Raw genomic sequence first — 22786 nt, forward strand, 5'->3', positions numbered from 1 at the left:
CAGATAATAAAGAGAAAGAAGCCGCAAGAGTCGATCATCAAAATCAAATAACAACTATGAATTATCAATTAGTTAAACTACCGTATGCTGCTAATGCATTAGAACCCATTATCAGTCAGCAAACCATAGAGTTCCATCATGGCAAACACCTTCAAGCATATGTCAACAACTTGAATAATCTTGTTCCCGGAACCGAATTTGAAGGAAAAAGTGTAGAAGAGATTGTTAAGTCTGCTCCCGACGGAGCGATTTTCAACAATGCGGGTCAGGTACTTAACCACAACCTGTACTTTCTGCAGTTCGCCCCTAATCCGAGTAAGAAAGCACCTACCGGAAAGTTGGCAGAAGCTATAGAACGCGACTTTGGCAGTTTAGAAAATCTGCAAAAAGAATTAGATGCTGCATCAGTCGGTTTGTTTGGCTCCGGATGGGCATGGCTATCGGTCGATTCAAATGGTAAACTACAAATTACCAAAGAAGCCAACGGAAGCAATCCCCTTCGTCACGGACTAAAACCACTTATCGGTTTCGACGTATGGGAACATGCTTACTACCTCGACTATCAAAATAAGCGAGCAGACCATATCAATAAATTATGGGAAATCATCGACTGGGATGTCGTTGAACAACGACTATAAAGACCTTTAACTTTATAAATTAACTAAGGCCATCTCAAAACAACGAGATGGCCTTAATTATGCCTACATAAAAGATCTATTTTGACGTCATCTGTTTTTTTGTGTACATTTGTATTTTATCCATATCACAACGTTGGTATCTTACAAAATAAAGTCACACATGAATATCGAAATCATCCTATCGAACACCATAGGAAAATTAGAGGTTGAACAAGTTGCCTTTGAAGTTGAGTCTCATCCTGAAAAACTAGATGGCTTATATGAATTGACTAAACACCAGAATAAGCGTATATCTTGGCATGCATGGTGGGTTTGCGATACACTAGCCAGACGTCACCACACTCTATTTATCGACAAAGAATCGGAAATTGTCGAATTTATACTAAAGAGCAACCACGATGGAACAAAGCGTTTGGCTCTAAATATATTATTGGCATCATCCCATAAGAACTTGTTCTCTACTCCATTGTTTAATTTTTGCCTAGACACCCTATCTAATGCCGGTCAACCACCGGCCGTCATCGCCATTTGTATCAAGCTAGCTTACCAAATGTGCCTCAACAAGACTGATTTAATGAACGAGCTAGCCGAATATCTCGAATATCTGCAAACCGACTGTTATACTCCAGCCGTACAAGCAACCCTTAGACAGACTACAAAAAAAATAAAAAAGCTAAAAAAGATTCCCATCCCTCGATAAAAGAGAAAGAGTTTGTTAATACTAACATTTTTTCACAGTAAAGTTTAGTCTTTCACAAGAGGTATTAGTAACTTTGCTAGACATAACCCTATAAGAAATGAAACTTATTGTCATTACAACCCCAACCTTTTTTGTAGAAGAGGACAAGATCATCACCGCTCTCTTCGAGGAAGGTTTGGAAATACTGCATCTTCGCAAGCCGGAGACGTCTTCGATGTTTGCTGAGCGCCTACTTACATTAATCCCACAAAAATTTCATTCCCGCATTGTTACGCACGAACATTTCTATCTAAAAGAAGAATTCAACTTACGAGGAATTCATCTCAATGTACGCAATCCTAATGAGCCACATGACTACGAAGGACATATCAGTTGCTCGTGCCATACAACAGAGGAAGTTAAAAGCAAAAAACATTTTTATGATTATGTCTTTTTGAGTCCAATATACGACAGCATATCTAAAGTCAACCATTATTCAATGCATACCCCGGAAGAGTTGCGACAAGCTCAGAAAGAAAAAATCATCGATTCAAAAGTCATCGCTTTAGGCGGTATCAATGCTGACAATCTGCTTGAGATCAAAGATTTCGGATTTGGGGGCGCTGCCGTATTAGGCGACTTGTGGGGACGATTCGATCCGTATAATGATAATAATTATCTTGCCGTGGTCGATCATTTTAAAGAGCTTAAAAGATTAGCCGAATAATAAAGAATACACAACGAACACTTAGTGATAAAAAGATAAGAAGAGCGGTCTCTGTGAAAAATGAGGCCGCTCTTCTTATATAAAAACCGGCTTAAAAACACATAGCGAAAAAGACTTTTGAGGTCTATTTCGCTATGATTCGTTCTGCCCTTCTGTTTTTCAACAGATAGCAGTATTTTCAAGAAAGGTCGTTTTCTTAATTAGAACTTATAACCCAACACGATTGAGAAGTTTTGATTCTTAGTATTTCCACCATCAACAATATTAGTCAATCCCAGTTGACCTTCAAGGCCAATAATAAATTTATTGAGTTCAAGAGCAACTCCAAGTCCCAAACCAGCATCAAATCGTTTAAAACGATTATCTCCAAAAGAATCGACACTGCCTGTTACGCCATCCTCTTCAATGCTAGTTTTACCTCCAATACCATAGGCCAAATAAGGACCAGCGCTCAAAACTATGTTTTTGTCATCAGCAACATTAAAATGAGCAGCAGCCATTACTGGTAATTCTAAATAAGCTAGATTAGCAGTTACGGAACCTTCTTTAGCTCCTTTAGTTGAGAAGAATAATGAGGGCTGTATTGAAAATGTTTGATTCACGGCATAATCAAATCCACCTCCGAACTTCAAGCCAACCTTTGCATTCATATCAAGATCACCACCAAAATTACTAATATTCATACCAGCCTTGATATTCCAACTAGAAATCTGAGCAAATGATACGACAGAAAAGAGTGCTAAGCACATAAACAAAAAACCTTTTTTCATAATTGTAACTTTTTAATAATTAATAAATAAGAATTATTATATCAACAAATTCATCACCTAAATCAATAAGGATGAAAAGTTTAGGTATATCGATTTATTTACGATACAAAAATAAGTACAGATTTCAATAAAAACAACTTTTTACAAGTTTTTGTAAACAAAAATAGAACTATCAGATTATGGAGAGGAAAAGACCTATTTTTGAACGGAATATTCCTAATTTACCCTAATCGACCTATTCTTATTATGATTTCATAAAACAGAACAACGTTCATAATGCCACTTGACTGTGATGTCAGAAAAGAATTAAAAAGGGATGCATCTTCTAATCGCGTTTTTAGTTATCTTTGCGAACTATTTTGATTTAAGAAACATGCAAGGAATAAAGAATCTTACACAAGGACCGATCAACAAACAATTATTCAATTTGGCGTTGCCCATCATGGCAACCTCTTTTATACAAATGGCATATAACCTAACGGATATGGCATGGTTAGGGAGGTTGGGCAGTGAAGCCGTTGCAGCAGTTGGAGCAGTTGGCTTATTAATGTGGATGTCTAGTTCTATTTCTTTGCTGAACAAAGTTGGCTCAGAGGTTAGCGTAGGTCAGTCGATCGGTGCGAAAGATCAAGAAGCAGCACGCAGATTTGCTTCTCATAATATAACTATGGCGCTTATAATTTCCATAGTTCTTGGCGGCTTACTCTTTATTTTATCCAAGCCGATCATTGCTATTTATGAGTTGGAACCCACTATTGCTCATAACTCGGTTAACTACCTAAAAATCATTTCAACAGGGCTACCATTCGTCTTTCTTTCAGCCTCATTTACTGGAATATACAATGCTTCCGGAAGGAGTAAAACCCCTTTCTACATTAGCGGCGCCGGTCTTGTTCTAAACATTATATTAGACCCCATATTTATTTTTCTATTAGGACTAGGTACTAACGGAGCTGCTTACGCCACATGGATCTCTGAGGCAACCGTCTTTATACTCTTTGTTTATCAACTCCGGTACAGAGATGTTCTATTGGGACGATTTCCTTTCTTTACAAAGTTTAAGTCACATTACACTAAACGCATCTTAAAACTAGGTGTTCCGGTGGCAACACTTAATACGCTTTTTGCTTTTGTTAATATGTTTCTTTGCAGAACAGCATCAGAACAAGGCGGACATATCGGACTCATGACTTTTACGACCGGAGGGCAAATTGAAGCCATCACTTGGAACACATCGCAAGGATTTGCTACCGGACTAAGCGCATTTATTGCCCAGAACTACGCTGCTAATAAAATCAGCCGGGTACTCAAGGCTTGGCATACCACCCTTTTGATGACCGGAATATTTGGTAGCTTATGTACCATTCTTTTCGTATTCTTCGGCAATGAAGTCTTTTCGATATTCGTTCCGGAACCTATAGCCTACGAGGCAGGAGGAACATTCTTGCGCATTGATGGCTATTCTCAGATGTTTATGATGCTTGAAATAACCATGCAAGGTATTTTTTATGGCATGGGGCGCACTGTTCCACCAGCAATAACCAGTATTGTACTAAACTATATGCGAATACCTTTGGCTATTATCTTCGTTCAAATGGGCTTGGGCGTAGAAGGTATATGGTGGGCCGTTTGTTTAACCACCATTTTAAAAGGCCTAACATTGTTAACATGGTTTATGATCACAAAGAAAAACTATCTAGGTTTAAGCAAAATAGAAAAATCCAACACCTTGACTCAATAATAAAAAGAGGTCTTATTGAAAACAAAAATGTTTATCTAGTCTTTATATATAGAAACAAAACTCTATTTTTGTGTATAAACCTCACAAATAAGAACATTAATTAAAACAACTAATTATGAAAAAAGTAAAATTTATGGCACTTCTTTTAAGTGTAACATTGGTGTTTAGTGGCTGTGCAAGTATGAATAACACAGCAAAAGGTGGCGCCATAGGAGCTGGAACAGGAGCTGCTTTAGGTGCAATCATCGGTGGTATCGCCGGAAATGGCAAAGGTGCAGCGATTGGTGCAGCGATTGGTACTGCTGTCGGAGGAGGCGCCGGTGTACTTATCGGACGAAAAATGGATAAGAAAGCTGCCGAAGCAGCTAAGATAGAAGGTGCTCAAGTAGAACAGATAACTGATAACAACGGGCTAAAAGCGGTTAAAGTAACTTTCAGTTCAGGTATTCTATTCCCTTTCAACTCTTCGAAACTAAGCGACAATTCGAAAACATCTTTAGCTGAATTTGCTAATATCCTAAAAACTGACCCAACCATTGACATTGCCGTTATCGGTCATACAGACAAAGTTGGTTCTTTCGAAGCTAACCAAAAGGTTTCAACTAATCGCGCCTTCGAAGTACAACAATATTTGCAAAGATGTGGAGTAAATCCTTCTCAGTTTAAAGAAGTTAAAGGAGTCGGTTACGCCGAATATAATGAATCAGAAACAGCAGAGCAAAATCGTCGTGTAGAAGTTTACATGTACGCTAGCGAACAAATGATCAAAAATGCAGAAGCCGGTAAGTAAGATATTACGTATCATACGCAATATCATCATCTTCTTTTTTGTATCATCTACCTTGACTGTGCTTGCATACCGGTTCATCCCGGTATATGCAACACCATTAATGGTTATTCGATACACGCAACAATTATTTTCAGGAGATACGCCTACGTGGAAACACACGTGGGTTTCTTCTGAGAAAATATCTCCGCATTTAGCGATGGCTGTGATAGCTTCCGAAGATAATCGTTTTGCAACTCACAATGGATTTGATTTCGTTGAAATAAAGAAAGCTATTAAAGAAAACGAAAAACGCAAGCGGAAACGTGGTGCTAGTACAATCAGTCAGCAAACGGCGAAGAACGTTTTTCTATGGCCGCAGTCTTCATGGGTCAGAAAAGGATTTGAGGTTTATTTCACCTTTATGATTGAACTTTGTTGGTCAAAGGAACGCATCATGGAAGTTTATCTGAACTCTATCGAGATGGGGAAAGGTATATACGGGGCAGAAGCTACGGCCAAATACAAGTTTGGAACGACGGCTCAGAAGCTCAATCGACAACAATGTGCCTTGATTGCTGCTTCCCTCCCCAATCCGATTCGTTTCGATTCGGGACATCCATCGAAATATATGCAAAAACGTCAACAGCAAATCCTACGACTAATGAGGTTAGTTCCACAATTCCCTGCTGACAAAGGAAAGAAGAATCCATAAGAGTCTTCTTTTCGTGTGCAGTTAGACCGATCATAACCTTTCACTAAAAAGAAAAGCCATTTCCCTTTGGAATTAAACACAAGAAATGGTTAGATTTAAGAGAGAAGAAAGAAAGAAAGCAGTATTTGCATTAAGAATAAGAGAAAACGGTGATCATCCTGTATTTCTACAGTCTGGTCACCGTCTCTCTCTCTTACTAACTATCACTTTAAATTATGCTAACTATCTACTCTTTCAATATAAGCTAAGACATCGCCTTTATTAACAAGTCCTCCCTGTTTAGTTGCAATTTCTATAATACGTCCTTTAAAGTTTGCAAACACCTTATCGTATGTATTCCAAGGCGTAGCGATATAACAGAACACATCATCCGGTTGGTATTTACGTCCTACTTCAGGAGCCATTGATGGAGATTCAACATCGATCTCCCAAATGATGCGTCCTTTCTCCATTGCCATAATAGGTTCAGCTTTAGAACGCTTCATATTCTTAACATCCTCGTCAGAGAATCCTTGTTTAACAAGCTCAGCATCTTTTGCCCGTTGTAGTTCTTCTTGGAAACGTTTCTTTGCAACTCCAGACTTATAATCACGATATTGTCTATCATGCATCGCCAACTCAAACAATTCCTCATCGTCCGGTCCAAAATCCCAACCATTTTCTGTCATCTCCTTGCGGTATTCATCCAATTGGTCCGGATAGTTCTGTTGAGGATCCTCATCGGTAAAGGTGAGTCCCTTTTCCTCGGCCAATTTAACAATTTCCGGTGCAAGAGGGCCAGGCAATCGTCCACTTTTACCTATGATCATATCCCAAGTATGATTATCAATCATCGTCCAACGCTCTTCCCCTCTAACCTGAGCAAGCAGGTTCATTAAGGCTACATTTTTAACGTATTGACTAAATGGAGTCACCAATGGAGGATATCCGAGTTTAGGCCAAACATATTCAACTTCATCAAAAAGCATCACCAATAAATCGTCAATACTTAATTCCGGTTCATTTTTACCTTTTAAGATCAAATTAATACCGGAATGTACGCCTTTCAAATCAGCCATCATTGACCCCATCATACCTCCGGGAAGTCCACACTTCAAAAGCAAAGAAGATGTATGTTTGTTGGTCGGATCCATAAAGAATCCTAAGAAATCATCTATAAATTCTTGCGTCAAAGCACGCGCTTTCATATAAGCTTTCATATTAATTTCCGGAACTTGGAATCCGGCATCTTTCAACATGGCCTGAACAGAAATCACGTCCGGATGAATTTTTCCCCAAGACAATGGTTCCATAGCCACATCAATAATATCAGCTCCATTTTCACAAACCTCCAAGATAGAAGCCATTGATAGCCCAGGTCCACTATGCCCATGGTATTGCACAATCACTTCAGGATGTTTGGTCTTAATATTTTTGGTCAATCGTCCCAGCATTGCCGGACGACCAATTCCTGCCATATCTTTTAAACAGATTTCAGTAGCCCCAGCCTCAATTAACTTGTCGGCAATAGCGGTGTAATACTCCACCGTATGTACGGGAGAGAAAGTAATACAAAGCGTTGCTTGAGGAATCATACCGGCTTCAAGAGCATAATGAATAGAAGGAATGATATTACGTACTTCATTCAATCCGCAAAAAATACGAGTAATATCTACACCTTGCGCATGTTTAACCTTGTACATGAGTCGACGAACATCAGCTGGTACAGGATACATTCTCAAGCCATTCAAGCCTCTATCCAGCATATGTGTCTGAATGCCGGCATCATTGAAGAATTTTGTAAAAGCCCTTACTGCCTTGTTCGGATTTTCGCCATACAAAAGGTTTACTTGTTCAAAAGCCCCACCATTGGTTTCGACACGAGCAAAACAACCCATTTCGACAATTACTGGTGCGATCCGTACTAATTGATCAATACGAGGCTGATATTTTCCGGATGATTGAAACATATCTCTATAAAGGAGACTAAACTTTATTTCTTTCTTCATGACCGCAATTTGATAAATATTTTCTTTTTTATTTTAACTTCTGTAAACGCAAATATACTGGTTTATTTGACATAAAGACAAAAAACAAAGAAAATTTTTATCAAAAAAGATATGTTATATATCATATTGTCAGTTAAATAGAAGAAAACGATAAAAAGTCAGCAATCGTAAAAAGCATCGTTTTTATAACATTTCGTCACAAGAAACTTTACGGTAATATGATATTGAAATAAAAATAGTTAAAAAAATAAGGATTACAAAGAATACATCACGATTGGACTGTTATAGTTAGTAAAATCATAAAAAGTTAAGCCATGAAACTATTAAGCAGAATAACGTTATTATTCACTGTTTTTTCGATCTGTTTAGTACCAATGTTTGCTCAGAATGCAAAGAAAGATAAAGCCGCGATGAAGGCTAAGACTGTGCAAGAATTGATACAATCTAAAGAATATAAGATCAACGTCGAAACAGCCATACCAATGAGTGGCAAACTTGTTCAGCTAACTTCTCCTTACAGTGTTGAGATTAAAAACGATTCGATCTATTCCTATTTACCCTATTACGGGAGAGCTTATTCTATACCATATGGAGGAGGCAGTGGATTAATCTTTCAAACCTCAATAAGTAATTATTCAGAGCATTTGAATAAAAAGGGAAAACATTTGATTCAGTTCTCGGCTGAAACCACCGAAGATTCGTTTAATTTCACCTTAACAATCTTCTCAAATGGTTCGGCTACAGTCAACGTTAATATGCGGAATAGACAACCTATTACGTTCCACGGTGACCTTTCACTAGAAAAGAATAAATAGATCTTCTAATTCCCTTTTAATATAGGTAAGCGAATATGGTACTTAACTGCAAGAACGCGGGCCAAAAAAACGATTGATCCGCCCACAATCTGACAGACATAAGATCCCAAACCTACCAGATCGCACAACCAATAAGCAATACCCCCCAAGACGCAGGCCATTGCGTAAATCTCTTGCCGGAAAATCAGAGGAATTTCGTTGATGAAAACATCACGAATCACACCACCTGCTGCTCCTGTGACACTACCCATGATGATCGCCACCCAAAAAGGATACCCCAGCGCCAAGCTTTTCCCAACACCGACAACAGTAAACAAAGCCAAGCCAATCGTATCGAAAAGGAAAAAAGTATTATGTAGATGAATAAGATATTTCCCAAATAAAATGACCCAGAACAAAGCTAAACCTGTACAAACCAGATAGATCGGGCTAACCATCCATGCAGGAGTAACATCAAGTAAAACATCACGAATCGTTCCACCCCCAATAGCCGTTGCGAGACCTACAACGTAAGCTCCAAACCAATCAAACTGTTTAGCAGAAGCTAAGCGAATTCCACTAATGGCAAATGCAAACGTACCAATAAAATCAAGTATCTGAACAAATGTCGGCATATCGTATTTTTTTGTTTGCAAAGTAACAAATAATTTCAATAAGAAAGTGTACTTTTGTTTCGTGAAAATTGTTAGAAAGCATATGAAAATTACGATTGTTGCCGGGGCTCGCCCCAATTTTATGAAAATTGCTCCGATCATGCGTGCAATTGAAGCCGCACGGATGCAAGGTAAAAGTATCTCTTACCGACTCATCTATACGGGAAAAAAAGAGGATACCAGTTTAGACGCGTCTCTATTTGCCGACCTTGATATGAGAGAGCCTGATGGCTATTTAGGAATAGAAGGTGGCAATTCAACAAGGTTAGCTGCAGGTATTATGATTGCTTTTGAACAAGAGCTTACTGAAAATCCGGCACATATTGTGATCGTCGTAGATGATTTAACAGCAACGATGAGTTGTGCCATTGTAGCCAAAAAACTAGGGATTAAAGTGGCGCATCTAGTAGCAGGTACACGTTCTTTCGATATGACGATGCCTAAGGAGGTCAACCGTATGATCACAGATGGACTATCCGATTATCTATTCACAGCCGGAATGATTGCCAATCGTAATCTTAATCAGACCGGAACAGAAGAAAAAAACATTTATTACGTTGGGAATATCTTAATAGATTCTATCCGATACAACCGTAATCGGTTATTAAAGCCGATCTGGTTTAATATTCTAGGACTAAAAGAAAAAGAATACATTCTTTTAACCCTTAATCGCCGGGTTGTTTTGAACGACAAGAAGAATCTTAAGAAACTGATAAAGACATTGATAGATAAGTCGAATGGAGTACCAATTGTCGCCCCATTACACACTTATGTCAGCGATGCCATTAAATCGCTAAATCTTCCAATGCCTAATTTGCATATTATGCCTCCTCAAAGTTATTTGTTCTTTGGATATCTGATTAATCACGCCAAAGCCATTATAACCGACTCAGGTAATGTTGCTGAAGAAGCAACATTCTTAGGCATTCCATGTATCACATTAAACTCTTATGCAGAACATCCTGAGACCTATCGCATCGGAACCAACGAACTCGTAGGCGAAGATTCGCTAAAACTTTCTGAGAAAATGGAGAGTTTACTAAAAGGTGAATGGAAACAAGGCCAACTTCCTGAACGTTGGGACGGAAGAACGGCTGAACGAATTATACAAATTCTGACTGAGAGTTAAGATAAAACCTCAATCGTTCACACAAAAACGGTATTAAGAAATGACTCTTAATACCGTTTTCTGTTATACACCATACCCAAATCTTCCTTTATATCTCATTCAATGTTAGCCTAAAGCCAATAAGCTCAAAGTAAGTCTCTTCTTATTCTACATTAAACACAAGGAATAGTAAAAAAAGTTATAATGATCGCAACTAACAACAATTTTATTAACTTTGTATTCCTTATTTTACAGACCATTATGAACCAGCAATATAATAAGATCGTCTTACTTTTTTTATTATCGATCATAGCTCCCCATATTTCGGCACAGATCAAGGGAACCATCACTGATTCGTCTACCAATGAACCCTTAATGTATGTTTCTGTATTTTATCCTCAAAAAGGCATAGGTACGGTTTCCAACATCAAAGGAGAATACAAGCTAGAGTCTAAAAGAGGATGGAACGAAATAACCTTCTCCGCAATTGGCTACCAAACAAAAACGGTTAAAATCGCCTCAAACACCAAAGAGTTAAACGTGCAGTTGACATTAGACAATGTGATGTTGAGCGAGGTAGTAGTCAAGCCCAAGAGGGAAAAATATTCTCGTAAAAACAATCCGGCAGTCGATTTCATGCGTAAGGTTATCGAGAATAAGAAAGCTCAGAAACTTGAAGAAAACGACTTTTATCAATACGATAAATACGAGAAGATGAAAATGTCGATCAATGATCTGACTCCCGAGAAACTAGAGAAAGGCATCTATAAGAAATACTCGTTCTTACGCGATCAAGTAGAAGTTTCCGAGAAAACAAACAAGCTGATTCTTCCCATATCTGTACAAGAAACAGCATCACAAATCATCTATCGCAAAAACCCGGAAAGCAAGAAAGCCATTATTCAAGGCTTAAATTCAAATGGCATTGACGAGTTCTTTTCGACAGGCGATATGCTTGGGACTGTTCTGAAGGATGTGTTCTCAGAGATTAATATTTATGACAACAACATACGCCTCTTACAACGTCGGTTTGTCAGCCCGATTGGCAACGATGCCATTTCGTTCTACAAATTTTATTTGATGGACACCATCAAGGTCGAAAAAGATGAATGCGTGCACCTGACTTTTGTTCCACAAAACTCACAAGACTTTGGATTTACAGGACATCTCTATGTTTTGAAAGATTCGACCTATGCCGTTAAACGATGCACCATGAGTTTGCCCAAGAAGACCGGCGTGAACTTCGTGAATAACATGGATATCACACAAGACTACGAACAATTGCCAAATGGGAATTGGGTTCTTTCTGACGACGACATGACGGTGGATCTCTCTTGGAACTCAAATGGGAATAGCGGCATACAAGTTGAACGGACCACCAAATACAGCCATTACCAATTTACGCCTATTGAGCCAAGACTGTTTCGTCTTCGAGGAAACGTCATCAAACAAGCCGACATGCTTTCCAAAAGCGACGAATACTGGGCCAACGTACGTCAGGTCCCTCTAACCAAGAAGGAAAGTTCTATGGGGCTATTCATCAAACGTCTTGAAGAGATCCCGGGATTCAAATACATCATCTTTGGCGCAAAAGCTTTGATTGAGAACTTCGTTGAGACAGGAAGTAAAAACACCAAGAGCAAATTCGATATTGGCCCGATCAACACCATGATCTCGAGCAACTATATTGATGGTACCCGTTTCCGTTTAAGTGGAATGTCGACCGCTCATCTCAATCCGAACTGGTTCTTTAGCGGATACACAGCCTATGGATTGAAAGACAAAAAGTGGAAATATAAAGCAGAAGTGACCCATTGCTTCAATAAACGCGATTACGTGGTCTGGGAATTTCCGAAGCACAACTTATCGGCTAGCTATAGCTACGATGTCATGTCGCCCATGGATAAATTTCTGTTCACCGATAAAGATAACGTTTTCCTCGCCTTCAAGACCACCACAGTCGACCAAATGTCGTATATCCGAGATGCGACCATTACCTACGAACTTGAGAATCCGGAAGGTTTGGGCGTGAAGGCCATGTTGCGCCGCCGCAACGACGAACCGGCAGGAAAGTTGGAATACATCAAGACCAACTCCTCGGAAAAAGTACACGACATCACGACAACAGAGGCTAACCTGACCCTCCGTTATGCCCCCGGAGAATCATTTGTCAACTCCAAACAACGACGTGTCCCGGTATCATTAGATGCGCCAATATTCACGCTATCTCATACCATGGGCTTTAAGGGAGTACTCGGTGGAGAATATAACTTCAACCGTACAGAAGCAAGCCTTTGGAAACGATTTTGGCTTCCCTCCTCTTGGGGTAAGATCGATTGTAGCCTGAAGGCCGGTGCCGAATGGAATACCGTACCTTTCCCTTTGCTCATCTTGCCGGAGGCCAACCTGTCCTATATCACTCAGCGAGAAACATTCTGTCTGATTAATAATATGGAGTTTCTTAACGACCGATTTGCCTCTCTGTCTTTGTCGTACGACATGAACGGAAAACTCTTTAATCGAATTCCCTTATTAAAGAAACTCAAATGGCGTGAAATGTTCCGCGTCCGAGCGCTATGGGGAAGCCTGACCGACAAAAACAATCCATTCGTCAGTCAGAACTCCGATTTATTCCGTTTCCCAACAAGAGATGGTCAATACACGAGTTTCGCGATGGACCCTAAAGTACCTTATATTGAGGGAAGTGTTGGAATATACAACATATTCAAACTCCTACACGTTGAATATGTACACCGTTTTACTTACCGTAACAACCCCGGCATTAATAAAAGCGGGATTCGGTTTATGATATTAATGATTTTTTAAATGATACAACCATTAGCAGAGCGTTTACGCCCCAAAACATTAGATGAATATATCGGCCAACAACACCTCATTGGCCCGAATGCGGTTCTCCGTCGGATGATCGACAGCGGACGAATCTCCTCTTTTATCCTTTGGGGTCCTCCGGGAGTGGGCAAAACCACCTTGGCCCAGATTATAGCCAATAAACTGGAGACGCCATTTTACACCTTAAGTGCCGTTACGTCCGGAGTAAAAGACGTCCGTGAAGTGATTGAACGAGCCAAGAGCAACCGTTTCTTTTCTCAAGCGAACCCGATCCTTTTTATTGACGAAATTCATCGATTCAGCAAGTCACAACAGGATTCACTCTTAGGAGCTGTTGAACAAGGCACCATCACGTTAATCGGGGCGACGACCGAGAATCCCTCATTTGAAGTGATCCGCCCCCTTCTATCCCGTTGTCAGCTATACGTCCTTAAATCGCTCGAACAAGAAGATTTATTGGCACTACTTCAACGAGCCATCACTACCGATTTCATTCTTAAAGAACGAAAAATAGAGCTTCAAGAAACCACGGCGATCTTACGTTTTTCGGGAGGAGATGCCCGCAAGTTGCTCAACATACTCGAACTCATTGTCAGTTCAGAAAGTCAAGATCCTGTCGTGATCAATGACAAAATTGTCACCGATCGCTTGCAGGAAAATCCGATGGCCTACGATAAAGAAGGAGAAATGCATTATGACATTGTCTCCGCATTTATCAAATCGATTCGTGGCAGCGACCCCGACGGAGCGATATATTGGTTAGCCCGGATGATCGAAGGTGGTGAAGATCCGGCATTCATTGCACGCCGATTGGTGATCTCGGCCGCCGAAGACATCGGTTTAGCGAATCCCAATGCCCTACTCATCGCCAACACATGTTTTGATGTGATTATGAAAGTCGGCTGGCCGGAGGGACGTATTCCTTTGGCAGAGGCAACCATATACCTGGCAACGAGTCCCAAAAGCAACTCAGCCTACATGGCCATCAATGAAGCGCTCGAATTGGTACGGCAAACCGGTAACCTCCCCATACCCTTGCATCTTCGTAATGCTCCCACCAAGTTAATGAAACAGTTGGGATACGGACAAGATTACAAGTATGCTCATAGCTATGAAGGGAACTTTGTGCAACAGCAATACCTACCCGACGAGCTTAAAGAAACACAAATTTGGCATCCTCAGAGCAATCCTGCTGAAAGCAAGCATGAAGAGAGAATGCAGCGATTGTGGGGCGATCGGTATCGAACAAAGAAGTAAGATCTGCCAAGAGATTGTCTCTAGATCAATGGACTATAAAAAGAGTATCAATGGAGTATAAAAAGATTTATTAAATAAAAAGCTTATGAAAATTGTTGTATTAGACGGTTATGCCGCCAATCCCGGTGATCTGTCCTGGGATAAGATCGAAACATTAGGAGAATGTACGATTTACGATCGCACTCCTACTGAAAAAGTGATAGAACGAGCTTCGGAGGCAGAGGTTATTTTAGTCAATAAGGTGGTCATCACAGCCGACCATATTGCCGCCCTACCTGGTTTAAAATATATCGGTGTCATGGCTACCGGATATAATATAGTCGATATAAAAGCAGCCAAAGAACGCGGGATTGTTGTAACCAACATTCCGGCTTATAGCACCGCTTCTGTTGCTCAAATGGTTTTTGCGCATATCCTAAACATCACGCAACGTGTAGACCACTACTCCAACAAAGTACGTCAAGGCGATTGGAGCAAGAGTAACGATTTCTGTTTCTGGGACACTCCGCTTATGGAGTTACGGGACAAAAAGATCGGATTGGTCGGTTTGGGGCATATTGGTTATACTACGGCCAGAGTCTCTATCGGATTTGGCATGCAAGTCTTTGCATATACCTCGAAATCGCCTTTTCAGCTCCCTCCTGAAATCAAGAAGAAAGAGCTGGATGAGCTATTTGCCGAATGCGACATTATCAGTTTGCATTGCCCGCTAACCGATACGACCAAAGAGTTGGTCAATGCCAAACGACTAGCTCTCATGAAACCAACGGCCGTCCTGATTAATACGGGACGAGGGGGACTGATCAATGAACAAGATTTGGCGGATGCTCTAAACCAAGGCACCATTTACGCTGCCGGTGTGGATGTCTTGTCGACCGAGCCTCCCAAAGAAGATAATCCCCTACTTACAGCCAAGAATTGCTTCATTACTCCTCATATTGCTTGGGCAACTAAAGAAGCTCGCGAACGATTGATGAACATTATTTTAAGCAACATCAAAACATTCATTGCAGGAAAGCCGGAAAATAACGTTGCTAAATAAATAAAGGAATAAAGACATAAAGACATAAAGATCGGCCATTCATCTCAGAGGGCTCATCGTATTGAGAAACAAAAAGGCTATCTAACCACAATCGGTTTGGGTAGCTTTTTTTTATTTTATCGACGCACCCTTTATACCATCGCAAAACAAACATCATACTATCGCAAGAAACATCATAGCATCGCATCACCAAAAGACAAACTTCGAAAGACAAACATCATAGCATCGCAAAACAAACAACAAGCGTAAGTCCGTTTTCTGTCGGACGTTATCATTACCAAATTCGACATCAGTTTTAATACCTATTGAAGTAAAATCACTTGCTAAGTAAGTTCCATTTGTTGAGCCTTGCTTCGAGGGCTCTTCAGCCCTCGAACGAAAACCCATGAGCCCTCGAACGTGGGCTCTTCGGCCCTCGTTCGAGGGCTCAACAAATGCCCTTCAAACAACAACAAATAGAGTTTAAATAACCAATAATAAAACAAGAAAAATAATTAACTAAACAAGAGAAATGATTTATTAAACAAGAAAAATAAAGAATCAAACGAAAAGAATAATTAATGAAACTAGAGGAATGATTTATGGCATAGACCAAGCGGTTAACACAAGATCGGATCTTCCAATCTTATGTTGATTTATAGCAGATGTTGGCAAGCGAGTTATTGGGAGTCGCTTACCGATAAGAATAAAGGCTGCCTAAAACTCATGCGTTAGGCAGCCTTTATTTTCACGGATTAATAAGCATGTCCACTACTGCTCATCTCCTCGTCTGTGATTTTCTTCTTATCGATGCTTCTCCAAGCATAAAAGATATAAGCGAGAACAAATGGGACTAGAATCGAAACATAACTCATGGTTTCGAGCGTGAATTCACTCGAACAACTATTGGCTAGGGTTAACGAGCTCTGCAGGTCAGCCGACGACGGATAGTAAGCGGTGTTATGATATCCGGCAACTAGGAACAAAGCCAAAACAGTTAGCACCGTACCAATGCCCGTAAACCAAATACCTTTATCGTAAGTCTTGCTCCAGATCGTACGACCAATTCCCCAAAGCACCAAGACAACTCCGAGTAAGAAGACCACTAAAACGATCGGCATCTCCAAGAAGTTTAAAGCGTATTTATACGGTTCCAGATAGATTTCCAACGTATCCGGATTCACCGCAAAACCATCGGCAAGCAATATCCGAACAAGGAAACTCAAAAAGAACACTAAGAATAGAGCGGAATGAGGGATTAAAGATCGCCGAATTCTAGAGATTAAATCCCGATCGTCTATATTGTTCACAAAATAAAGCATCCCTAAAATACGAGCCAATAAAAAGACCGCCACGCCTAAGACAACGTTCCAAATGTTAGTCAGTGCTTCTAATCCATGCCATCCATTTCCCCAATGACTAATGACCGGCATAGCTAGGTTCGTGAGGTTTGATTTATCAATATAAAAGTCGGATCCGGTGAAGAAGGTTGCAACGGCACCACCTAAAAGCAATGGACCAACCACCCCATTAATCACTAAAAACGTTTGATACGTCTTTTTACCTAAAATATTGCCGGCCTTACTCTGAAACTCATAGCTCACTGCCTGAAGAACAAAGCTGAATAGAATGATCATCCACAACCAATAGGCTCCACCAAAACTCGTACTGTAAAATAGTGGGAAAGAAGCGAAGAAAGCTCCGCCAAAAGTCACTAGTGTGGTAAACGTAAACTCCCACTTACGACCGGTCGAATTAACCAGCATTTTACGCTCTTTATCTGTCTTGCCCAAGGAAAAGAGTAGAGAGTTACCGCCTTGAACAAATAATAGGAATACTAAAATAGCTCCAAGTAAGGAAACGACAAACCACCAATAGTGCTGAAGAAAAGTATACATAATAGTAGGGTATTAAGGATTAGACAAAGGGGGTTCGGGGCCTCTCTTGATGGCGCGGACCATAATACTAACTTCGGCTATTAACATCACCGTAAATAAAAACAAGAAGATAAAGAAGGTGGTCTGCACCGAGCCAACATCTAGCCTGGACACTGCAGCACAAGTAGGCAACATATCGCGTATGGCCCATGGTTGGCGACCACACTCTGCAACGACCCATCCCGCCTGACTACTGATATAAGCTAAAGGGATAGTCAGCAAAGAGAGCCAAAGCAAGAAGCGAGTTCGACTTAAATCTTTCTTGTAAGCAAAGAATAAAATGATGATGAAAAAGAAGATAAAATACACGCCGAGCATGACCATGATACGGAAAGCATAGAAGTTCAATGGTACATTAGGCACCAAGGTATTGACATCTTTTATATAGCCATACCCAAAATAATCAATGTTTTCTTTCAACGTTCGGTAAGCAGACGTCGCTTTTACCTCATCCTTCTCCTTTTTAGCTTGACTATAATTGGCCAAAGCGGTAATTGCCAATTTTCCACGAGCAATCTTCTCTGCTGCAGGAAGGGCTACCGAGCCATCTTTCAACATATAGCCTCCATCAATGATATTTTTGATACCGGGCACATACGCTTCTGTATTTCTTTCGGCCAAGAAAGAGAGCAAACCCGGGATTTGCCATTTGAATAAGAAGGGATCTTCACCATCGTTATACGTTTGCTTATCGGAGTTTAACACCCCAAAGCCAACTAGTCCGACGTTTTCTGAACCGTCATAAAGTCCTTCTATTGCGGCCAACTTCATCGGTTGCGTTTGTGCGACCTGATAAGCCGACCCATCACCGGTCCAAGCCGTCAACAAAGCTGCAAACAGACCGAAAGAAGCTCCAATCTTTATGCTAGCCAATGCAAAATCTTTTTCACGTTTCTTTAATAAATACCAAGCGCTCACGCCCACAACGAATATGGCTCCAAGCACCCAGCTCGATATCACAGTGTGAAAGAATTTATTCACAGCGACCGGAGAAGTTGCCACCGCCCAGAAGTCGACCATCTCATTCCGATGAGTGTCCGGATTAAACTCCATGCCAACCGGATGCTGCATCCATGCATTAGCAACTAGAATCCACCAAGCCGAAATCGTTGCTCCCAATCCGGTGAGCCAAGTCGAGACTAAATGAAAACGTTTACTCACTTTTTCCCAGCCAAAGAACATGACTGCAATAAAAGTGGCTTCCATAAAGAAGGCAAGGATACCCTCAATAGCAAGTGGAGCTCCAAAAATATCCCCAACAAACCATGAATAATTACTCCAATTCGTTCCGAATTCAAATTCAAGAATCAGACCGGTAGCTACCCCTATGGCGAAGTTGATACCAAAAAGTTTCATCCAAAACTTAGCGGTACGCTTCCAAAACTCGTTTCCGGTTTTGTAATACAATGTTTCCATTATTCCCATAACGACAGCCAATCCAAGGGTTAAGGGGACGAAGATCCAATGATACATTGCTGTCATCGCAAACTGAGCTCTCGACCAGTCAATCAGTGAAGTATCAATACTCTCAATCATGCATTATAATAATTTAATTGTTAGAAATCTGAGTCGTATCAGAAAGTGCTCTTTGAATGAGCTCATTACCAACATATTCCGATTTATCGGCCGCTGTTGGATGATCTTTCAAAAAATTTGGGAAAAAGAATAGCTTTAGAATAAAGAACATGACAAAAAGCTTGATTAAAATGATAAGCCATAACGTACGCCCTAATGTCATCTCTCGGAATCCTTCGAAATAAAAATTCCATATCGCGATTAATCTGTGTTTCATACTCTAAAGGTTAATCTGTAATGGATACAAATATATACTTTTTATAATTTAATGCAAATTAAATAGAATAAAAAACATCCCTTTTTAGAATTAAGATATTGATAGAAGAATGCTTACAGAAAGAAATAAAGCCTATAAACAACTGATTAGCAATAAAAAACGAGAAGACGCATTGACCATTCCAATACAAATAGTTTTTTTAGGCAAGATCGCTCCCGGATGGTACAAAAAGGTTCACATGCTTTAAAAGAGCCGTTTATTCTCATAAGACGACACTCATAAAAGACAGTATTTAAATAAAATTGTTGCTGAATCTAAACTTGCATCAAGAATAAATAAGAACAGATGAAATCAGACAAAGAACAATTTTCATCTCCCTCCTTATCTTTTATAGTTATATTTCTTGAACAAGTCAATAACCTCTTTTTTATGACGAGACTCCTTAATCCATTTATTTAGAGTTTCCAATAATATAGGAGATTGTTTACTCACTCCCCATGAATATAACTGAGTAAAACCAACAATCGCTTTTGTTTCAACATTAGGAAAAGAATCTATCACATTTTTAGCAATATTCTCATCACACACCGCATAATCAATATCACCATTAGCTACAAGACTGATCAATTGCTCCTGCCCATATTTCTCTAGTTCCTCGACATAAATCGTATCCCCTATTTCCTCTTCGAGGTTTCGTATTCGTAAAACAGCCGGAGAATCTTTGATGATAAAAATAGTTTTCTTTGCCAGATCCAAAGAAGTCGTGACTGGCTTGTACGTTTCTTGAGCAGTGGTTCGCTGAATAAGAACCTGTCGACTCAATACAATCGGATCGGTCAGCAGTAGCAAATCTTTCAAGCCCTTCGTCTTCACAATAGTGCTAGCAATAACATCACACTTTCCATGATCAATCTGCTTGACTCTTTCAGAAAAGCTCATTAAAGGCAGAACTTGAAGCTTTAAGTTCTGATCCCTAGCAAACTCCTTGATCAGCTCATAGTCAAGTCCGGAAACAGAGTCTCCGGAAATAGCATACGACATGTCATTATACTCTATAGCCACACGCAAAACGCCCTCTTCTTTTATCTCCGAAAAGTCACGCGGTTCTGAAGTTGACTCAGATTTAGACGTGTTAATAAACCAAATACATCCAAATAAAACGATAAATAGAGCGATGTACTTAAGAAGTAACCGATAGCGATCGATTCTCATTCCCTTTTTAATCATACAAATTCCAAGATAGGCCAAATTTAAAGACAGAGGGGTTAATCGGATAATGCGGAGCCATGAAATAGTTTTTCTTTCCCATACCTTGATTAACGTGATACATCATAACATAAAAACGGGTACGTTTTAAATGCAGATTGGCGTATAGATTAACAACAGGATATCCTCCGATTTTAATTTTATCGTCCGATTGAAGATAAAACTGTTGTGTGGCAGGCATATAATTAGGTGCATAATAAGAGGTGAAATAACGAACATCTGCTCCCAATTGCACACTAAGCACTTTCTTTGAAACTTTAAATTGAAGATATAAATTGTGATATAAAGACAGATCGGGCAATGGAAGAACTGCAGCATTGCTCACTTTCTGCCAAATCGCTTCATTATCTAGATGAAGAATGCCAAGTTTAAAATCCTGTTTGATTGTAGCCGATAAGACTTGTAAGTTACCTCCATATTGTTTCGGAGTTGCAGTCTGATCAAAATAAGTGTAGTTCTTTATATTTTCAACTCCGCATTTCAAAAGAGTCTTCCAACGATCGACGCTCAACTCTCCCTCTACGCGAGTACGAAATTCCTTACCCATCTCATCATCCCACCAAAAATGCTTAGAATGATAATGTCGCATATAGAACGGAGCAATTTTGTTAGAGACTTCACCACGAGCAACTAGATGTACGGTATCATTCCATAAATGGAAATTTAAGTCGGCATCCCCTTTTACATCAAACTGACCAATAGCCTTCCCGGCTACTCCAAATTCTCCGATAGCAGAATAATGCAAGAAATGTCCTTCGCGCTTAGATAATTCTCCACCCAAATAAATTTCGTTCTCAGTATATTTACTAGCTCGTTCAGTCAGGCTCATCAGAGAATATTGATTGATCTTATGAGAAACAAAAGCGGTCAATCCGGCTTTTGCATACTTATTAAAACCTTCGAGCAAAGAGATTCCCAATACATTCTTCACACTAAAATAAGTTGTTGAGTCCCCGACTGCTACTGTTTCGGGATCGATGTAGGTATTCGCATAGTAACCCTCGATCTTATCCCCCGAGTTAAAGCGATGTCGAGAGCGCTCTAGTTTAAGAGTATGAATAAAACTCGTTACCGGAACAAACTCTTTCTTAGGAGGAGTCGTGTCATTAGGTAACTGAGCCACTTCTCTCTTAAAGCCTAAATTATATCGCTGATTGAGATAAACATAAAAATTCCGGTTCCGATTCGTCGAAGCATTCAGTACCGTTGGAATATTTTGTGGTTCATATTCTTTCTTATTCCCGGACATTTCCTCCGGCGAAGTAATATAACGATCGTCAGTTATTCCACCATTTTCATTGGTCTTCAGGAAATTGTTGCTATAGATCGCTTGTAGCTGATATTTATCTCCAATATAGCTTCCGAAAATCATGGCATTGAAATAAGCCGTATTTTGGTGATTGTAGAATCCTCTGCCATACAAATAGTCGATGTTAAATCCAAAAGCGAGTCTTTTATTCGCATTTACCGAAAAATAAGATTTAAACCGTTCTTCTCCATTCAACTTATTGCCCGCCTTATGATAAGTCAGGTTAGTGTATGGCACATTACTATTAGTAAAATTGAATCTATTGGGAGAAACAAAAAAGTCAGAAAAAGATTCTAAAAAGATCGTCGGTGCAAATCTCTCTCTATTAAAAAAGATATGCGACATCTGAGGTGAGCCAAGGTTACCCAAGTGAGAAGTAAAACCGGACACTCCTTCCGTAAAATTTGTATTCTGAAAATGATGATATAATGTATCAGCAGGAACAATCGTTCGATGCCCTAACGTCTCATTAAGTCTCCACATAAATAGCTTTGGAGGCAAACTTTGCACTTCTGTTTGAGTACTATCAAGATTTTCAGGGCGTGTATTAGGATCAATCTGATTACCAAATTGGTCGCGTCCAAATTGATTAACATCTTGTCGTACAGGATTTAATTGAGCTCGAACAATGTTTAAGCTCCCTATGAAGATTAGTAATGGTATTAATAGAAGTCGTTTCATAATTAAGTGCAAAGATAAATGAAAAAATGACAACTGATAATTGACTCCTTACAATAAATGTCGCTTAGTGTTA

Annotated in this window: 19 protein-coding genes; 11 read left to right on the forward strand and 8 right to left on the reverse strand. The window is 39.8% G+C overall.

Features of this window, described 5'->3' with window-relative positions; genetic code table 11:
* The first annotated feature begins 56 nt into the window (after positions 1 to 56).
* The 3 genes from AC4PG5_RS05255 to AC4PG5_RS05265 all read left to right on the forward strand — a co-directional run bounded on the left by AC4PG5_RS05255 (position 57) and on the right by AC4PG5_RS05265 (position 2044).
* The gene (locus AC4PG5_RS05255; RefSeq protein WP_492030689.1) at positions 57 to 638 is read left to right on the forward strand and encodes a superoxide dismutase; all 582 of its coding nucleotides are present in this window, start codon (positions 57 to 59) and stop codon (positions 636 to 638) included.
* A 160-nt stretch (positions 639 to 798) separates the two neighbouring features.
* Entirely contained in the window at positions 799 to 1338 is a 540-nt protein-coding gene (locus AC4PG5_RS05260; protein WP_492030378.1) for a HEAT-like fold family protein, read from the forward strand.
* Positions 1339 to 1435: 97 nt separating this feature from the next.
* Positions 1436 to 2044 (forward strand): thiamine phosphate synthase, encoded by a 609-nt coding sequence (locus tag AC4PG5_RS05265; protein ID WP_492030379.1) that lies wholly within the window; start codon positions 1436 to 1438, stop codon positions 2042 to 2044.
* 200 nt (positions 2045 to 2244) lie between these two features.
* Here the strand turns inward: AC4PG5_RS05265 and AC4PG5_RS05270 are convergent, their stop codons facing one another.
* Positions 2245 to 2814 (reverse strand): porin family protein, encoded by a 570-nt coding sequence (locus AC4PG5_RS05270; RefSeq protein ID WP_492030380.1) that lies wholly within the window; start codon positions 2812 to 2814, stop codon positions 2245 to 2247.
* A 373-nt stretch (positions 2815 to 3187) separates the two neighbouring features.
* On the opposite strand from AC4PG5_RS05270, the gene AC4PG5_RS05275 reads away from it, so the two are divergent.
* The 3 genes from AC4PG5_RS05275 to mtgA all read left to right on the forward strand — a co-directional run bounded on the left by AC4PG5_RS05275 (position 3188) and on the right by mtgA (position 6036).
* Entirely contained in the window at positions 3188 to 4555 is a 1368-nt protein-coding gene (locus AC4PG5_RS05275; RefSeq protein WP_492030381.1) for an MATE family efflux transporter, read from the forward strand.
* A 115-nt stretch (positions 4556 to 4670) separates the two neighbouring features.
* A complete protein-coding gene (locus tag AC4PG5_RS05280; protein ID WP_492030382.1) occupies positions 4671 to 5345 on the forward strand; it encodes an OmpA family protein in 675 nt (224 codons plus the stop codon).
* Complete coding sequence (gene mtgA / locus AC4PG5_RS05285; RefSeq protein WP_492030383.1) at positions 5326 to 6036, forward strand: monofunctional biosynthetic peptidoglycan transglycosylase; 711 nt, start codon at positions 5326 to 5328, stop codon at positions 6034 to 6036. Before AC4PG5_RS05280 ends, mtgA begins: the two co-directional genes overlap by 20 nt.
* A 218-nt stretch (positions 6037 to 6254) precedes the next feature.
* Here the strand turns inward: mtgA and AC4PG5_RS05290 are convergent, their stop codons facing one another.
* Positions 6255 to 8024 carry a hydroxymethylglutaryl-CoA lyase-like TIM-barrel protein gene (locus AC4PG5_RS05290; RefSeq protein ID WP_492030384.1) on the reverse strand — a complete coding sequence of 590 codons (1770 nt, stop codon included), beginning with the start codon at positions 8022 to 8024 and terminating at the stop codon, positions 6255 to 6257.
* 314 nt (positions 8025 to 8338) lie between these two features.
* Here AC4PG5_RS05290 and AC4PG5_RS05295 point away from each other — a divergent pair, with 314 nt between their 5' ends.
* Entirely contained in the window at positions 8339 to 8839 is a 501-nt protein-coding gene (locus tag AC4PG5_RS05295) for a DUF4251 domain-containing protein (protein WP_492030385.1), read from the forward strand.
* Positions 8840 to 8844: 5 nt separating this feature from the next.
* Here the strand turns inward: AC4PG5_RS05295 and AC4PG5_RS05300 are convergent, their stop codons facing one another.
* Positions 8845 to 9453 carry a trimeric intracellular cation channel family protein gene (locus AC4PG5_RS05300; RefSeq protein ID WP_492030386.1) on the reverse strand — a complete coding sequence of 203 codons (609 nt, stop codon included), beginning with the start codon at positions 9451 to 9453 and terminating at the stop codon, positions 8845 to 8847.
* 82 nt (positions 9454 to 9535) lie between these two features.
* On the opposite strand from AC4PG5_RS05300, the gene wecB reads away from it, so the two are divergent.
* The 4 genes from wecB (at position 9536) to AC4PG5_RS05320 (ending at position 15749) form a co-directional block, all read left to right on the forward strand.
* On the forward strand, positions 9536 to 10621 hold the full coding sequence (gene wecB, locus AC4PG5_RS05305) for a non-hydrolyzing UDP-N-acetylglucosamine 2-epimerase (RefSeq protein WP_492030387.1): 1086 nt from the start codon (positions 9536 to 9538) through the stop codon (positions 10619 to 10621).
* A 240-nt stretch (positions 10622 to 10861) separates the two neighbouring features.
* Positions 10862 to 13426, forward strand: a complete 2565-nt coding sequence (locus AC4PG5_RS05310) for a DUF5686 and carboxypeptidase-like regulatory domain-containing protein (RefSeq protein WP_492030690.1) — start codon at positions 10862 to 10864, stop codon at positions 13424 to 13426.
* Positions 13427 to 13429: 3 nt separating this feature from the next.
* Complete coding sequence (locus AC4PG5_RS05315) at positions 13430 to 14707, forward strand: replication-associated recombination protein A (protein WP_492030691.1); 1278 nt, start codon at positions 13430 to 13432, stop codon at positions 14705 to 14707.
* Between the two features lie 85 nt (positions 14708 to 14792).
* A complete protein-coding gene (locus AC4PG5_RS05320) occupies positions 14793 to 15749 on the forward strand; it encodes a D-2-hydroxyacid dehydrogenase (protein ID WP_492030388.1) in 957 nt (318 codons plus the stop codon).
* Positions 15750 to 16483: 734 nt separating this feature from the next.
* Here the strand turns inward: AC4PG5_RS05320 and AC4PG5_RS05325 are convergent.
* The 5 genes from AC4PG5_RS05325 to AC4PG5_RS05345 all read right to left on the reverse strand — a co-directional run bounded on the left by AC4PG5_RS05325 (position 16484) and on the right by AC4PG5_RS05345 (position 22713).
* Entirely contained in the window at positions 16484 to 17626 is a 1143-nt protein-coding gene (locus tag AC4PG5_RS05325; protein WP_492030389.1) for a cytochrome d ubiquinol oxidase subunit II, read from the reverse strand.
* Between the two features lie 12 nt (positions 17627 to 17638).
* The gene (locus AC4PG5_RS05330; protein WP_492030390.1) at positions 17639 to 19201 is read right to left on the reverse strand and encodes a cytochrome ubiquinol oxidase subunit I; all 1563 of its coding nucleotides are present in this window, start codon (positions 19199 to 19201) and stop codon (positions 17639 to 17641) included.
* Positions 19202 to 19214: 13 nt separating this feature from the next.
* Positions 19215 to 19457, reverse strand: coding sequence for a DUF4492 domain-containing protein (locus AC4PG5_RS05335; protein WP_492030391.1), 243 nt, complete (start codon positions 19455 to 19457; stop codon positions 19215 to 19217).
* 381 nt (positions 19458 to 19838) lie between these two features.
* Positions 19839 to 20669 (reverse strand): transporter substrate-binding domain-containing protein, encoded by an 831-nt coding sequence (locus tag AC4PG5_RS05340; RefSeq protein ID WP_492030392.1) that lies wholly within the window; start codon positions 20667 to 20669, stop codon positions 19839 to 19841.
* A 7-nt stretch (positions 20670 to 20676) separates the two neighbouring features.
* The gene (locus AC4PG5_RS05345; protein ID WP_492030393.1) at positions 20677 to 22713 is read right to left on the reverse strand and encodes a putative porin; all 2037 of its coding nucleotides are present in this window, start codon (positions 22711 to 22713) and stop codon (positions 20677 to 20679) included.
* Positions 22714 to 22786: the final 73 nt, after the last annotated feature.

The sequence above is a fragment of the Bacteroides sp. QWL-09 genome (assembly GCF_058683585.1).